The sequence below is a fragment of the Mesorhizobium sp. Root102 genome (assembly GCF_001425625.1).
Classification (GTDB): domain Bacteria; phylum Pseudomonadota; class Alphaproteobacteria; order Rhizobiales; family Rhizobiaceae; genus Mesorhizobium.
The window spans coordinates 1-13318 of the sequence record NZ_LMCP01000009.1; the positions used below are offsets into that span (position 1 = coordinate 1).

Consider the following 13318-nt stretch of genomic DNA (forward strand, 5'->3'; position numbering starts at 1 on the left):
TGGCGATTCACATCGACCACGTTCTCACATCCCGACAGGAGCAGCCGCCCTCAGTTAGGCTCGACCGAGACCCCAATCACCCCATCTGTTGAAAAACTGCTTTGTTCACAGAACGTATCGGAATCAAACCCGGCACGGATCAGAGTCAAAACGGGTATCTCTGAGTTCTTCAACAACCTGCTAGACGCCGATCACGACAGCTTGGCGATGATGGTGCGCAGCGCCGCGCCGAAACGATGGACTTCCTCGATCGTGTTGTAGTGGACCAGCGAGGCGCGGATGGCGCCGCTGTCCATCGAGAGGTTGAGACGCTTCATCAGCCGCGGCGCGTACATGTGGCCGTCGCGGATGCCGATCTGCATCTCGGCCATTTCCTCGACGATACGCTGCGGCGGCAGTGTGCCGATGTTGAAGCAGAAGGTCGGCACGCGCTCATTGATGCGCGCCTCGTCGGCAACGCCATAGATGGTCGCGCCGCAGTCCTTGAGCACGGCGAGCATCTCGCGCGCCAGTACCAGCTCATAATCGCGGATAGCACCCATGCCGGCAACGATATTGTCGCGCCGCGAGCGGTTGTTGGAGGGCGCCAGATTGCGGCCGATCAATTCGAGATACTGCACGGCGGCATCCATGCCGGTGACGTTCTCGTAGATGAAGGTGCCGGCCTCGACCTTGTAGGGCGGCTCGTCGGGGATGAAATCCTCGCGGAAGGTCGGCAGCCGCTTCAGCGTTTCGAAGCGGCCCCACAGGAAGCCCATATGCGGCGAGAAATTCTTGTAGCCGGAGCAGACGAGATAGTCGCAGTCCCAGGCCTGGACGTCGATCAGCCCGTGCGGTCCGTAATGCACGCAATCGAGGAACACTTCGGCGCCGGCCGCGTGCGCGATACCAGCCACGGAAGCGACATCGACGATCGAGCCGATCGAATGCGCGGTGACCGTGCAGGCAACGAGACGGGTGCGGTCGGAAACCAGCGGGCGCAGATCGTCGACATGCAGATTGCCGTCCTCGCGCATGCGCCACCATTTGAACTTGGCGCCGGCGGACTCCAGCGCCAGCCATGTCGCGATGTTGGCGTCGTGGTCCATGTCGGTGATGACGATCTCGTCGCGTTCCCCGAGCATCTGTCCGATGCCGAGGCTGACCAGGCGAATGAACGAGGTGGCGTTCATGCCGAAGCATATTTCGGCCGGGCTATAGGCGTTGATGAGCAGCGCTACGCTTGTCCGAGCGTCGGCGACCGACTGGTCGACGGTGACGCTGCGCCCATAGCGGCCGCCACGCTGCACATTGTGCGAAACCAGATGGTTGGTCACCGCGTCGAGCACGCTCTGCGGGATCTGCGCGCCGGCCGCATTGTCCAAAAAGATGAAGTCGCCAGCCCGCTGCAAGGCTGGAAACATGGAGCGGATGGTGTCGACGGGGAAAGCGGTGGCGTCCGCATTGTCGGTCTGATGCTTGTTCACGGGTAGTCTCCTGCGAAGTGCTTGGCGGGGGGATCAGTTGGCGAGGTCAGCGCTTCTTTTCGGTCTTGAAGCGGTCTTCAAGCAGGCTGACGAGGCGGACCATCGGCCAGAGGAAGATGAGATAGACAAGGGCCGCGCCGATCAGCGGCGAGGGGTTGGCGTAGAGCGACTGCGCGTTGGTCGCTTCCTTCAAGAGTTCCGGCAGCGCCACGGTGGAGGCGAGCGAGGTGTCCTTGAACATCGAGACGCAGTTGCTGGTCATCGGCGGGATGACGACGCGGATCGCCTGCGGCAGCACCACCTTGCGCAAGGTCAAGAGGAACGGCAGGCCAAGCGCCTGCGACGCCTCGAACTGGCCGCGCGGAATGCTCTCGATGCCGGAGCGGAAGACCTCGGCCGAGTAGGCCGACATGATGAAGGCGAAGGCAGTCACGGCGGAGGCCCAGGACGACAGGCGGATGCCGAGGAAGGGCAGCGCGTAGTAGATCAGGATCAGCACGACCAGCACCGGCAGGGCGCGGAAGATGTCGGTGTAGCCGACCGCAAGCCACCGCAGCTGCTTCGGCGCATAGAGCCGCACCAGGCTGATCACCAGGCCGATGGGGATGCCGATGCCGATGCTCAAAATGCCGAGCAGCAGCGTGTTCAGGAAGCCGCGCAGCAGCGCCGGCAGGCTGGACATGATGACATCGGGGTTGAAGAAGGTATCCAGCAGCGACATGGGAGCGTTCCCGAACCCGAGAGCAAGGATGCTCAGGTTAAAACCAATCGACCTCGCCAGTGGCGAGATGGTCTGCGCGGAAGCCGGCGCTGGCGCATGAAATGAATCGTGCCGGCCTGGAAAGCCGGCACGATGTCAGCGCAGCTTTCAGCTCAGGCCTTCGGCAGCGGCATTTCCTTCATGGTCGAAGAGTCGGCGGGTGCGTCGCTGCCGAACCACTTCTTGTGGATGGCGGCCAGCGTGCCGTCCTTCTTCATCGCGCTCAGCGCGTCGTTCAGCTTGCCGAGCAGCGGATGATCCTTGGTCATCATCAGGCCGTACTGTTCGCCGGTCTTGATGCGCTCCTTGACCACCAGATCCTTCATCTTGGTGAAGGAATATTCCATGCCCGGAATGTCGCTGACGGCGGCATCGACGCGGCCGGCGCTGAGGTCGAGCAGCAGGTTCTGCTGCGTGTCATAACCCTTCACGTCGCTGAAGCCGTCGGCTTCCTGATGCGCCTTGACCCAAGTCTCGCCGGTCGAGCCCGACAGCACACCGACGATCTTGCCCTTGAGGTCGGCTTCGGCCTTGATTGGGCTTTCGGTCTTGGTGGCGATGCCCATGTCGGAATCATAGTAGGGCTGGGTGAACGACTGCGACTTCAGCCGCTCCGGCGTGATGGTGATCGACGAGATGGCGACGTCGATGCGCTTTGACGTGGTGGCGGCGAACAGCGCCTGGAAGCCGAGATCGGCGATGTCGGTGGTCATGCCGATGCGCTTTGCCGCTTCGTTGACGATGTCGACTTCGAAACCCTCGAAGGTGCCGCTCTCGTTCTTGAATTCGAAGGGCGGATTGGTCGGATAGGCGCCGACATTCAGCACATCGGCGGCATAGGCCGTGGCGGGGCCGGCCGCGATGCCGATGGCGGCGGCGAGAAGAAGCAATTTGCGACGAGTGAAGCTCATTTGTGTTCCCTCTGTTGTTGATCGGGCGGGTTGCTCCCGCACGGTTTCTTGCCGTCCCGCTTCGGGCAGGGCGTCAATTCATGGCAGCGACCATGCGGTCGAGCGCGGTCGCTATCTGGTCACGTTCACGACAGACGCACATCCGCAGGAAGGCCGTTGCCGAACTCCCGAAGAGATGGCCGGGCGCCAGCCCGACGCGCGCCGTCTCCAGGATTTTGGCGCAGGCAAGACGTGCGTCGCTTTCGCCGTCCATGGCGAAGAAGGCATACATGCCGCCACGCGGTTTCGTCGGCAGAATGACGCCCGGAATCTGCGCCAACCTGTCATAGGCAAGATCGAGGCCGGTCCTGATCCTTTGCCTGATCTCCTCGACCAGCGGTTCGCCCTGGCGGATGGCCGCGACAGCGCCGGCCTGAATCGGAGCTGCCGTGCCGCTGTTGACATATTGCGTCATGGCGCCGAACTGGTCGGCCACCCCTGATGGATGTGTCAGCCAGCCGATCCGCCAGCCGGTCATCGCCCAGGCCTTGGAGAAGCTGTTGACCGACAGCACCCGGTCGCCGTCCTCGGCGATCTGCAGGATGGAGGGAGCAACGTCGCCGTCGAAGTAGAGCCGGCCATAGACCTCGTCGGAGATGATCCAGATGCCGGTGCGCCGGCTGAAATCGAGCAGTGCCTGCATCTCCTCGCGCGATGCGGTCCAGCCGGTCGGGTTGGACGGCGTCGACAGGAAGATCGCCCGCGTGCGTGCATCGCAGGTCGCAAACAGCCGGTCGAGGTCGAGATGCCAGTCGCCCTTGAAATCGAGCGAGAACGGCCGCGGCTCACCGCCGATCAGGTGGATGGCGTTGTGGATGTTGGGCCATTGCGGCGCGACATAGACGACGTTGCTGCCGGTATCGACCAGCAGTTCCAGCGCCAGATACAGTGCCTGCATGCCGCCAGGCGTGACGGTGGTGCGCGCGATCGGGATCGGCCGGCCGTGCACGCGCGTCTGGTACTCCGACAGCGCCTCGTTCAACGGTCCATGGCCGCGCATGTTGGGAACGTAGAAGGTCAGGCCTTCATCGAAGGCTGCCTTGGCGGCGTCGCGGATGAAAGCCGGCGTCACCATGTCGCCTTCGCCGTACCAGAGCGCGATCACATCGCCCAGTTCGCGCGCGCGCACGGCAAGGTTGGCGATGTTTTCTGTGTGCAGATCGCGAATCTGGGCGCGCACGCCGTCGAAAGCATAGCGCGCGCTGGACGATGACTGGGGCAGTACGAACGACAAGGACTGAAACCCCTCCCACCCGGAGCATAACGATGGACTGGCCGGGAAGCCCGTCCGGTACGGCCGTCACCACCGATCCTGGAATGCTTATCCAAAGTGCGGCACTTTTCAAGGTGAAAGTTTTAAGCTTAAAAAGTTTGACCGGCCTGTTGCCGTACCGATACGCCTTTTTGCGCTAGCCGCGCCCGTCTCATGCCAGTTCGTCGCGTGCGGCGGCACAGTTGGCCGCGGCGCCGGCGCCGAGAAACATCGTGTCACTGGCCAGGATGAAGAAGCTGGCGCCGATGGCCGTCCATTGGCCGACCGGCTGCGGGCTGGTGCAAAATATGCCGGCGGCCTTGCCGTGTGCGATCGTCACGCCGACGATCGTGCGGATCGCCGCATTGAGCCTGTCGGCGCCTTTCGGCCCGAGCGCATCGATAGAAATCGAAAGATCGCCGGGGCCGACGAAGATCACATCGATGCCGTCGATGGCCGCGATCGCCCCGATGTTGGCCAGCCCTTCTGATGTCTCGACCTGGATCGCGACGACGATCCTGTCATTGGCGCCGGCAAGATATTCGGGAATGCGATAGCCGTAGCCGGCGGCCCGGCCGGGACCGACGCCGCGCTCGCCTTTTGGCGGATAGCGCGAGGCTTTGACGGCCATCGCGGCCTGGGCGGCGGTCGATATGCGCGGCACCAGCACACCTTGCGCGCCACTGTCCAAGGCCGCCTGGATGGCTTCAGGGGCATGGCCCGGAACGCGCACCATGGCCGGCACGCGATGCACGTCGGCCGCACGCACCATGGTCTCGATCATGTCGCGCGAGATCTGCGCATGTTCCCAGTCGATGCAGAGGAAATCGAGGCCGGACTGCGCCATCACTTCGACCGCGACGGGATGGGGAATGGCGACAAAGGAACCGACGGGGCTCGTCTTGCCGATGCATTTCTGACGGAACTCGCTCATGCCGATCCCCTTTTTCGCCGTGCTGGAATCCATATCCGCAAACCATCGCAAGGCGAAGCTATTTCATGCTTGAAATATTTTTGCGGGGCCGTAGCGTGCGATCTTCGCCGGGAGGTCGCCACATGAACAAACCACACCCCTTGCACGGCCCGAACAGACTGAAGCTCGGCGTCTTTTCGACCAATGCCGACGGCGGGCTTGCCATCACCGACGTGCCGGAACGCTGGACGGCGAGTTGGCAGGACAATCTGACCGCGGCGCAGATCGCCGATCGTGCCGGGCTGGAGTTCTTGTTGCCGATCGCGCGCTGGCGCGGCTTTGGCGGCCGCAACAAGGTGCGCGAATGGTCGTTCGAGACCTTCACCTGGGCGGCGGCACTTGCCATGGCCACCGAGCAGATCGGCCTGTTCATGACCGTGCATGTGCCGCTGGTCCATCCGCTCTACGCCGCCAAGGCGCTGGCGACGGTCGACCATATCAGCCAGGGCCGCGCGGGCTTGAACATCGTTTGCGGCTGGAACCCGAAGGAATTCGGCATGTTCGGCACGCCCCTGGTCGAAAAGGGCTACGACCAGGCGGCGGAATGGATCGAAATTCTCGAAAAGCTCTATACCTCGGCCGAGCCGCTCGACTATGAGGGCACTTATTACCGTCTCAAGGAAGCCGTCAGCCGGCCGGCCAGCCTGCAGGTTCCACGTCCGGTGACCATGAACGCCGCTTTCGGCGGGCCGGGACGAGATTTTGCCGCCGCAAGATGCGATTATCTGTTCACGACCTTTTCCGAAATGTCTGACGCCGGCAAGCACGTCGCCGACATCGGCGAGCGGGCCGACAAGGCGGGCCGCGACGTCGGAGTCTACACCGTGGCGCATGTCGTCTGCCGCCCGACGATGGAGGAGGCGCAGACCTACTATACCCGTTACGCCGTTGATATGGCCGACCATGACGCGGTCGATGCCCATATGGCGGGCAAGAAGGAATTCTCGCAATCGCACGACCCGCATGCCTATGACCGCTATCGGCAACGTTTCGCCGGCGGCGCCGGCACCTACCCGCTGATCGGAACGCCGGAAACGATCGCCGCCGACATGGCCGCCATTGCCGGGCACGGCTATCAGGGCATCGCGCTATCCTTCGTCAATTACACGCAGGAACTGCCCTATTTCTGCGATCACGTGCTGCCGATTTTGAGACAGGCGGGACTGCGCGAATAATTCATTCCTGGGAGAATCAATAGTTTATTCCGGGATGACGGCGGTAGCCTGGATCTCCACCTTGGCGCGGTCCTCGACCAGCGCCACCACCTGCATGGCGGCCATCGCCGGAAAATGCCGGCCGATCACCTCGCGATAGGCCTCGCCGATGCCCCTGAGGTTGGCGAGGTATTCGGCCTTGTCGGTGAAATACCAGGTCATCGAGGTGATGTGCTGCGGCCCCGCACCAGCTTCCGCGAGCACCGCGACGACGTTCTCGAGTGTCTGCCGCACCTGGCCAACAAAATCGTCGGTCTCGAACTGGCATTGCCCGTTCCAGCCGACCTGTCCGCCTACGAAGACGAGCTGCCCGCGTGCCGCGACGCCATTGGCGTAGCCGACAGGTTTTGCCCAGCCTTCCGGCTGCAGAATCGTGTGCATTCAAAACCTCCCGGTATTCAAAAAACCAATTTCCAAAATCGAATGCGCGTCAAATTTCTGCCATCACGCAGCGCCCATCACCTGCCGCGCAATCACCACTTTCTGCACGTCGGAAGCGCCCTCGTAGATGCGCAGCGCGCGGATCTCGCGATACAGGCTTTCGACGATGTGGCCTTTGCGGACACCGTCGCCGCCATGCAGCTGCACGGCCCTGTCGATCACCTCTTGCGCCTTGTCGGTGGCAAACAGCTTGGCCATCGCCGCCTCGCGGGTGACGCGGGGCGCGCCCTTGTCCTTGGTCCAGGCGGCGCGGTAGACCAGCAGGGCCGCCGCATCGACGTCCAGCGCCATGTCGGCGATATGGCCCTGCACCATCTGCAGTTCGCCCATCGGCGCGCCGAACAGTTTGCGCTCGGCCACGCGTTTGATGCTCTCGTCCAATGCACGGCGGGCAAAGCCAAGTGCCGCCGCACCGACCGTCGAGCGGAACACGTCGAGCACCGACATGGCGATGCGGAAGCCGTCGCCGGGCTTGCCGATCAGCGCCGCGGCGGGCAGGCGGACCTTGTCGAACGACAGCCGCGCCAGCGGATGCGGCGCGATCACTTCCAGGCGTTCGGCAATGCCAAGGCCCTTGGCGTCGCCAGGCACGAGGAAGGCGGAGAGCCCCCTGGCGCCCGGCGCCTCGCCGGTGCGGGCAAAGACGACATAGAGGTCCGCGATGCCGCCATTGGAGATCCAGGTTTTCTCACCGGACAGAATGTAGCTGTCGCCGTCGCGAGTCGCCGTCATCTCGGTGTTGGCGACGTCCGATCCCGAGCGCGGTTCCGACAGGGCAAAGGCGGAAATCGCCTTGCCGGCACGTGTCTTCGCAAGCCATTGCTGCTGTTGCGGCGTGCCGAACAGGCTGAGCGCGCCGGTGCCCAGCCCTTGCATGGCGAAGGCGAAATCGGCCAACCCGTCATGGCGGGCAAGCGTCTCGCGCGTGATGCACAAAGTTCGGACGTCGAGTGGCGCCGGATTGTCGGTGTCGAGCGCCGTCGGCTTCAGCCAGCCGTCCCGGCCGAGCTTCGCTACCAGCTCGCGGCAGGCGGCATCGACGTCATGGTGATCGACAGGGAGGTTTTTCGCGCACCATGCGTCCAGGCGTTCGGCCCACTCGCGATGGCGGTCTTCGAAGAACGGCCAGTTGAGGAAACTCTTGTCAGCCATCAATTCCCCTCGAACACCGGCTTTTCCTTGGCCACGAACGCTTTGTAGGCGCGCTCGAAGTCGCGGGTCTGCATGCAGATAGCTTGCGCCTGCGCTTCCGCTTCGATCGCCTGGTCGAGACCCATCGACCATTCCTGGTTGAGCTGTGTCTTGGTGATGCCATGGGCGAAGGTTGGGCCGGAGACGATACGCGCCGCCATGTCGAGTGCGTCGGCCTCCAGCGATGCGGCATCGACCAGCCGGTTGTAGAACCCCCAGCGCTCGCCTTCCGCCGCCGTCATGGTGCGGCCGGTGTAGAGAAGTTCGGCGGCGCGGCCCTGGCCGATGATGCGCGGCAGGATCGCGCAGGCGCCCATGTCGCAGCCGGCGAGGCCGACGCGGGTGAACAGGAATGCGGTCCTCGCTTCCGGCGTGGCGATGCGGATGTCGGAGCTCATCGCAATGATGGCGCCGGCACCGACCGCGACGCCGTCGACCGCCGCAATGATCGGCTTGCCGCAATTCAGCATCGCCTTGACGAAATCGCCGGTCATGCGGGTGAAGGCGAGAAGCTCTTTCATGTCCATCTTGACCAGCGGCCCGATGATGTCGTGGACATCGCCGCCGGAGCAGAAATTGCCGCCATTGGAGAGGAACACCACGGCGTCGACGTCGTCGGCGTAGACAAGGTCGCGGAATGTGTCGCGCAGCTCGGCATAGCTATCGAAGGTCAGCGGGTTCTTTCGCTCCGGCCGGTCGAGCCGGACCTTTGCGATCCTGCCTTCGACCTCCCAGAGGAAATGCTTCGGCTTGCGCCCGGCCATCCCGGTCATTCGCGTCCCTCCCAGTTGCTGCGGAACGAGGTCAGCATGCCGGTCAGCCGGCGCGCGTCGTCCTCGCTGACCTTGCCCAGCAATTCACCGATCCAGCCTTCATGCGCCGAGGCGATGGTGGCGAAGGCCTGCGTGCCTTCCTCGGTCAGCCGCACCATCGATGTGCGGCGGTCGCCATTGCGCCTCGCACGTGCCACCAGCCCTTCCGAGACGAGCCGGTCGACAATGCCCGTGACATTGCCGTTGGACACCAGCAGGAAGCGCGACAGGTCGCTCATCAGCATGCCCTCCGGCACCCGATAAAGGGCTGCCATCACATCGAAGCGCGGCAGCGTCGTATTGAAGTCCTTCTTCAGGCGCTCGCGCAGCTCGGCCTCGATCGTGCGCGAGGCACGCAGCAGCCTGATCCACAGACGCAAGCGGTCCTTGCCGAGTCCCGACGGCGCGGGCAGCGGGCCGGCTACCATGTTTCGCCTCCTGAGATGGAAATCGCCTGTCCGGTGATTGATTGGGCGGCGTCGCCACAGAGCCACAGCACGGCGGCGGCGACCTCCTGCGGCTGGATGAAGCGGCCCTGCGGATTGGTCGAGGCCAGGCTCGACCGCGCCTGCTCGACCGAGCGGCCGGTCTTCTCGATGATGCGCTGGATGGACTCTTCCAGCATTTCGGTCTCGACGAAGCCCGGGCACACGGCGTTGACGGTGACGCCCGATTTCGCGGTTTCGGCCGCCAGCGCCCGCATCAGGCCGACGACGCCATGCTTGGCTGCGACGTAAGGCGCGACATAGGCGTAGCCTTTCAGCCCTGCCGTGGAGGCGACGAACACGATCCGCCCCATCTTGCGCGCGGCCATCCCGGCCAGCGCCGGCTTCACCGTCAGGAAGGCGCCGGTCAAATTGACGTCGAGCGTCCGCTGCCAGTCGGCAAGCGTGGTCTTGTGCGCCGGCGTGCTGCCGGCCATGCCGGCATTGGCAACGACGATGTCGAACGGCCCGCGCGCGGCTTGTGCCCTCTCGTAAAGCGACGCCATCGCCGCCTCATCGGTGACGTCGGCGGCGATGCCGAAGATGCGGTCGTTTTCACCGGCCACCTTGGCGAGTTCCGCTTCCCGGCGGCCGCAGATGGTGACGTCGATGCCGGCACCGGCCAGCGCCAGCGAGATTGCCCGGCCAACGCCGGAACCGCCACCGGTGACGAGCGCGTGCTTGCCGGGGATCATCGTGGCGGCCGTCATACTTTCAGCCCCGCCGCCGCATCCCGCTCTGCCAGCCGGTAGAGCTGGTCGCGTCCCGGCAGATAGGGATCAGGCCATTTGACACCGCGGTCGCCGAGCGTGACCGCCGCATGCAGCGTCCAGTAGGGGTCGGCGAGATGCGGCCGGGCCAGCGCCACAAGATCGGCGCGGCCGGCCATCAGGATCGAGTTGACATGGTCCGGCTCGTAGATGTTGCCGACCGCCATCGTCGCCATGCCGACCTCGTTGCGGATGCGATCGGAAAACGGCGTCTGGAACATGCGGCCGTAGACCGGCTTCCCCAATGCCGAGGTCTGGCCGGCCGAGACGTCGCAAATGTCGACGCCGGCTTCGTGCAGCAGCCGCGCGATCTCGACCGCATCGGCCGGCGTCACGCCTTCGATGCCGACCCAGTCATTGGCCGAAATGCGCATCGAGATCGGCTTCTCCGCCGGCCAGGCGGCGCGCACCGCGCGGAAGATTTCCAGGGGATAGCGCATGCGGTTTTCCAGCGAACCGCCATACGCATCCGTGCGCCGGTTGGTAACCGGTGTGATGAAGGACGACAGGAGATAGCCGTGCGCGGCATGGATCTCGAGCATGTCGAAGCCGCAGCGATCTGCCATCTCAGCCGAGGCGACGAATTCGTCGCGCACTTTGTCCATGTCGGCGCGGTCCATCGCCTTCGGCACCTGATTCTGCGGCGACCACGCGACAGCCGAGGCCGCCATCACAGGCCAGTTGCCCGACACCAACGGCACGTCGGTGCCTTCCCAGCCGAGCCGGGTCGAACCCTTGGCGCCGGAATGGCCGATCTGGGCGCAGATCTTGGCCTCGGTCTCGATGTGGACGAAATCGACCAGCCGCCTCCACGCCACTTCATGTTCGGGCGCATAGAAGCCGGGACAGCCGGGCGTGATGCGCCCTTCCGGGCTGACGCAGGTCATCTCGATATAGATGAGCCCGGCGCCGCCCTTGGCCCGCTCGGCATAATGGGTGAAATGCCAGTCGGTAGGGCAGCCGTCGACGGCCTTGTACTGCGCCATCGGCGACACGACGACGCGGTTTTGCAGCCTCATGTCGCGCAGCTTGAACGGCGCGAACATCGGCGCGCGGCGCAGGCTGTTGCCGCCAGCGCCTGCCTGGCGCTGGAACCATTCTTCGGCGCCGCCCAGCCATTCCGCATCACGCAGCCGCAAATTCTCGTGGCTGATGCGCTGCGAGCGGGTCAAAAGCGAATAGTTGAACTGCACCGGATCGAGGCCAAGGTAGCGCTCGACCTCCTCGAACCATTCTAGCGAATTGCGCGCCGCCGATTGCAGCTTGAGCACCTCGGTGCGGCGTGCATCCTCGTATTTGCGGAACGCGGCGTCGAGGTCCGGCTCGGTTTCGACATACTCGGCCAGAGCCACGGCACTTTCCAGTGCGAGTTTGGTGCCAGAGCCGATCGAGAAATGGGCGGACGCCGCCGCATCGCCCATCAGGGCGAGATTCTTGTAGGACCAGCGCTCGCACAGTACGCGCGGGAAGTTGATCCATGCCGAGCCGCGGATGTGGTTGGCATTGGTCATCAGCGCGTGGCCGCCGAGATGTTTTTCGAAGATCCGCTCACAAACGGCGATCGATTCCTGCTGCGACATCGCACCGAAGCCGAAGGCAGCCCAGGTCTGTTCGCTGCACTCGACGATGAACGTCGCGGTGTCGCTGTCGAACTGGTAGGCGTGCGCCCACACCCAGCCATGCTCGGTCTTCTCGAAGATGAAGGTGAAGGCGTCGTCGAACTTCTGGTTGGTGCCGAGCCAGACGAACTTGCATTTGCGGGTGTCGATGTCGGGCTTGAAGATATCGACGAAAGTGTTGCGCGCCCTGGAGTTCAGGCCGTCGGCCGCGACGACCAGATCATGCGTTTCCATGTACGGTTTGGGATCGGCGATATCAGTCTCGAACATCAGCTTGACGCCGAGTTCTCGGGCGCGGCGCTGCAGCAAGACCAGCAGCCGCTTGCGGCCTATGCCGCAGAAACCGTGTCCGGTCGAAACGGTGCGCACGCCATCATGGATGACGGCGATGTCGTCCCAGTAGGCGAAATGCTTCTTGATCCAGACTGCGCTCACCGGATCGTTTTTCGACAGATTGTCGAGCGTCTCGGCCGACAGCACGACGCCCCAGCCGAACGTGTCGTCGGCGCGGTTGCGCTCGAACACCGTCACGTCGTGCGCGGCATCCCTGAGCTTCATCGAAATGGCAAAGTAGAGGCCGGCTGGTCCACCGCCGAGAACCGCAACCTTCATCTGTGCGATCTCCTCTTCGCTTGCTGTCTCGTGAGTATCGCGCCGGCGGCAAGATATTTCAAGCTTAAAGTTTTATGTCGAAATCATTGTGCGAACATCGGGCGGCGCGCTTGCGTGTCGTCCCGCAAGCGCGCAGCCGGCGGTCACTTTTCCGGATTCTTCGGGCTCCACAAAACGGTCTCGGCGCCCTTCTCATAGGCCATGCCATCGGGATAGCTGATCGCTTCCAGCTGCAGCCCCCACGGCGCCTGGAAATAGAGAATGGTCTGGCCAGCGGCCGGCCCTTCGGAAACCGGCAACGGCCCCATCCGCGTCTTGACGCCCTTGCCGTCGAGATAGGCTTTGGCGGCGGCGACATCGTCGACATAGAAGGCGATATGGAAGCCGCCTATGTCGCTGTTCTTCGGCGTCAGGTCTTTCTGGTCGGGCGCGGTGTATTTGAACAGCTCGATGTTCGACCCATAGCCGCAGCGGACCATGGTGATCTCTTCGATCACCGCCTTCGGATCGACGCCCAGCACGTCCTGCATGAACGTGCCCTTGTCGTCGGCGAACGGGCCGAACGACATCGCCTTCTTGCAGCCGACCACCTCGGTGAAGAAGTCGACCGCCTGCTTCATGTCGGGAACCGTGATGCCGGTGTGATCGTGCCCGCGCATGCCGGGGATCGAGCTGGCGGGGGCCATGCCGGCGCTGCCAAGGACAGCGGCGGCGAGCGTTGCGTTTCGAAGTATCCTCTTCATGTCAGTCCTCCTCCATTGGCGGGACTTGGG

General features: G+C 63.8%; 14 protein-coding genes. 2 read left to right on the top strand and 12 right to left on the bottom strand.

What is annotated here, in order from left to right:
• Positions 1 to 191: 191 nt before the first annotated feature.
• From ASD12_RS09535 to ASD12_RS09550, 4 genes are all read right to left on the bottom strand, one after another.
• Positions 192 to 1466 carry a cysteine desulfurase-like protein gene (locus tag ASD12_RS09535; protein WP_056584683.1) on the bottom strand — a complete coding sequence of 425 codons (1275 nt, stop codon included), beginning with the start codon at positions 1464 to 1466 and terminating at the stop codon, positions 192 to 194.
• 46 nt (positions 1467 to 1512) lie between these two features.
• Positions 1513 to 2187, bottom strand: a complete 675-nt coding sequence (locus tag ASD12_RS09540) for an amino acid ABC transporter permease (RefSeq protein WP_056584686.1) — start codon at positions 2185 to 2187, stop codon at positions 1513 to 1515.
• A 152-nt stretch (positions 2188 to 2339) separates the two neighbouring features.
• On the bottom strand, positions 2340 to 3137 hold the full coding sequence (locus ASD12_RS09545; RefSeq protein ID WP_056584689.1) for an ABC transporter substrate-binding protein: 798 nt from the start codon (positions 3135 to 3137) through the stop codon (positions 2340 to 2342).
• A gap of 73 nt (positions 3138 to 3210) precedes the next feature.
• A complete protein-coding gene (locus tag ASD12_RS09550) occupies positions 3211 to 4410 on the bottom strand; it encodes a pyridoxal phosphate-dependent aminotransferase (protein WP_056584691.1) in 1200 nt (399 codons plus the stop codon).
• A gap of 32 nt (positions 4411 to 4442) precedes the next feature.
• Here ASD12_RS09550 and ASD12_RS34040 point away from each other — a divergent pair, with 32 nt between their 5' ends.
• Positions 4443 to 4589, top strand: coding sequence for a hypothetical protein (locus ASD12_RS34040; RefSeq protein ID WP_156398562.1), 147 nt, complete (start codon positions 4443 to 4445; stop codon positions 4587 to 4589).
• An 11-nt stretch (positions 4590 to 4600) separates the two neighbouring features.
• On the opposite strand, the gene ASD12_RS09555 is transcribed toward ASD12_RS34040, so the two are convergent.
• A complete protein-coding gene (locus tag ASD12_RS09555; RefSeq protein ID WP_056584937.1) occupies positions 4601 to 5362 on the bottom strand; it encodes an HpcH/HpaI aldolase/citrate lyase family protein in 762 nt (253 codons plus the stop codon).
• A 122-nt stretch (positions 5363 to 5484) separates the two neighbouring features.
• Here ASD12_RS09555 and ASD12_RS09560 point away from each other — a divergent pair, with 122 nt between their 5' ends.
• The gene (locus tag ASD12_RS09560; RefSeq protein WP_056584694.1) at positions 5485 to 6576 is read left to right on the top strand and encodes an LLM class flavin-dependent oxidoreductase; all 1092 of its coding nucleotides are present in this window, start codon (positions 5485 to 5487) and stop codon (positions 6574 to 6576) included.
• A 24-nt stretch (positions 6577 to 6600) separates the two neighbouring features.
• Here ASD12_RS09560 and ASD12_RS09565 read toward each other — a convergent pair whose 3' ends face one another.
• The 7 genes from ASD12_RS09565 to ASD12_RS09595 form a co-directional block, all read right to left on the bottom strand.
• On the bottom strand, positions 6601 to 6996 hold the full coding sequence (locus ASD12_RS09565; RefSeq protein WP_056584697.1) for a RidA family protein: 396 nt from the start codon (positions 6994 to 6996) through the stop codon (positions 6601 to 6603).
• Positions 6997 to 7059: 63 nt separating this feature from the next.
• A complete protein-coding gene (locus ASD12_RS09570; protein WP_056584700.1) occupies positions 7060 to 8208 on the bottom strand; it encodes an acyl-CoA dehydrogenase family protein in 1149 nt (382 codons plus the stop codon).
• Positions 8208 to 9020 carry an enoyl-CoA hydratase family protein gene (locus ASD12_RS09575; protein ID WP_056584703.1) on the bottom strand — a complete coding sequence of 271 codons (813 nt, stop codon included), beginning with the start codon at positions 9018 to 9020 and terminating at the stop codon, positions 8208 to 8210. Before ASD12_RS09575 ends, ASD12_RS09570 begins: the two co-directional genes overlap by 1 nt.
• On the bottom strand, positions 9017 to 9487 hold the full coding sequence (locus ASD12_RS09580; protein WP_056584706.1) for a MarR family transcriptional regulator: 471 nt from the start codon (positions 9485 to 9487) through the stop codon (positions 9017 to 9019). Before ASD12_RS09580 ends, ASD12_RS09575 begins: the two co-directional genes overlap by 4 nt.
• Complete coding sequence (locus ASD12_RS09585) at positions 9481 to 10254, bottom strand: SDR family NAD(P)-dependent oxidoreductase (RefSeq protein WP_056584710.1); 774 nt, start codon at positions 10252 to 10254, stop codon at positions 9481 to 9483. The genes ASD12_RS09580 and ASD12_RS09585 overlap by 7 nt, the downstream gene beginning before the upstream one ends.
• Positions 10251 to 12545, bottom strand: a complete 2295-nt coding sequence (locus ASD12_RS09590; protein ID WP_056584713.1) for a bifunctional salicylyl-CoA 5-hydroxylase/oxidoreductase — start codon at positions 12543 to 12545, stop codon at positions 10251 to 10253. Before ASD12_RS09590 ends, ASD12_RS09585 begins: the two co-directional genes overlap by 4 nt.
• A gap of 143 nt (positions 12546 to 12688) precedes the next feature.
• Complete coding sequence (locus ASD12_RS09595; protein WP_056584716.1) at positions 12689 to 13288, bottom strand: VOC family protein; 600 nt, start codon at positions 13286 to 13288, stop codon at positions 12689 to 12691.
• Positions 13289 to 13318: the final 30 nt, after the last annotated feature.

Coding starts and splice junctions, on each gene's coding strand:
- ASD12_RS09540 (WP_056584686.1), bottom strand. CDS start 2,187: ATGTCGCTGCTGGATACCTTCTTCAACCCCGATGTCATCATGTCCAGC.
- ASD12_RS09545 (WP_056584689.1), bottom strand. CDS start 3,137: ATGAGCTTCACTCGTCGCAAATTGCTTCTTCTCGCCGCCGCCATCGGC.
- ASD12_RS34040 (WP_156398562.1), top strand. CDS start 4,443: ATGGACTGGCCGGGAAGCCCGTCCGGTACGGCCGTCACCACCGATCCT.
- ASD12_RS09555 (WP_056584937.1), bottom strand. CDS start 5,362: ATGAGCGAGTTCCGTCAGAAATGCATCGGCAAGACGAGCCCCGTCGGT.
- ASD12_RS09560 (WP_056584694.1), top strand. CDS start 5,485: ATGAACAAACCACACCCCTTGCACGGCCCGAACAGACTGAAGCTCGGC.
- ASD12_RS09565 (WP_056584697.1), bottom strand. CDS start 6,996: ATGCACACGATTCTGCAGCCGGAAGGCTGGGCAAAACCTGTCGGCTAC.
- ASD12_RS09570 (WP_056584700.1), bottom strand. CDS start 8,208: ATGGCTGACAAGAGTTTCCTCAACTGGCCGTTCTTCGAAGACCGCCAT.
- ASD12_RS09575 (WP_056584703.1), bottom strand. CDS start 9,020: ATGACCGGGATGGCCGGGCGCAAGCCGAAGCATTTCCTCTGGGAGGTC.
- ASD12_RS09580 (WP_056584706.1), bottom strand. CDS start 9,487: ATGGTAGCCGGCCCGCTGCCCGCGCCGTCGGGACTCGGCAAGGACCGC.
- ASD12_RS09585 (WP_056584710.1), bottom strand. CDS start 10,254: ATGACGGCCGCCACGATGATCCCCGGCAAGCACGCGCTCGTCACCGGT.
- ASD12_RS09590 (WP_056584713.1), bottom strand. CDS start 12,545: ATGAAGGTTGCGGTTCTCGGCGGTGGACCAGCCGGCCTCTACTTTGCC.
- ASD12_RS09595 (WP_056584716.1), bottom strand. CDS start 13,288: ATGAAGAGGATACTTCGAAACGCAACGCTCGCCGCCGCTGTCCTTGGC.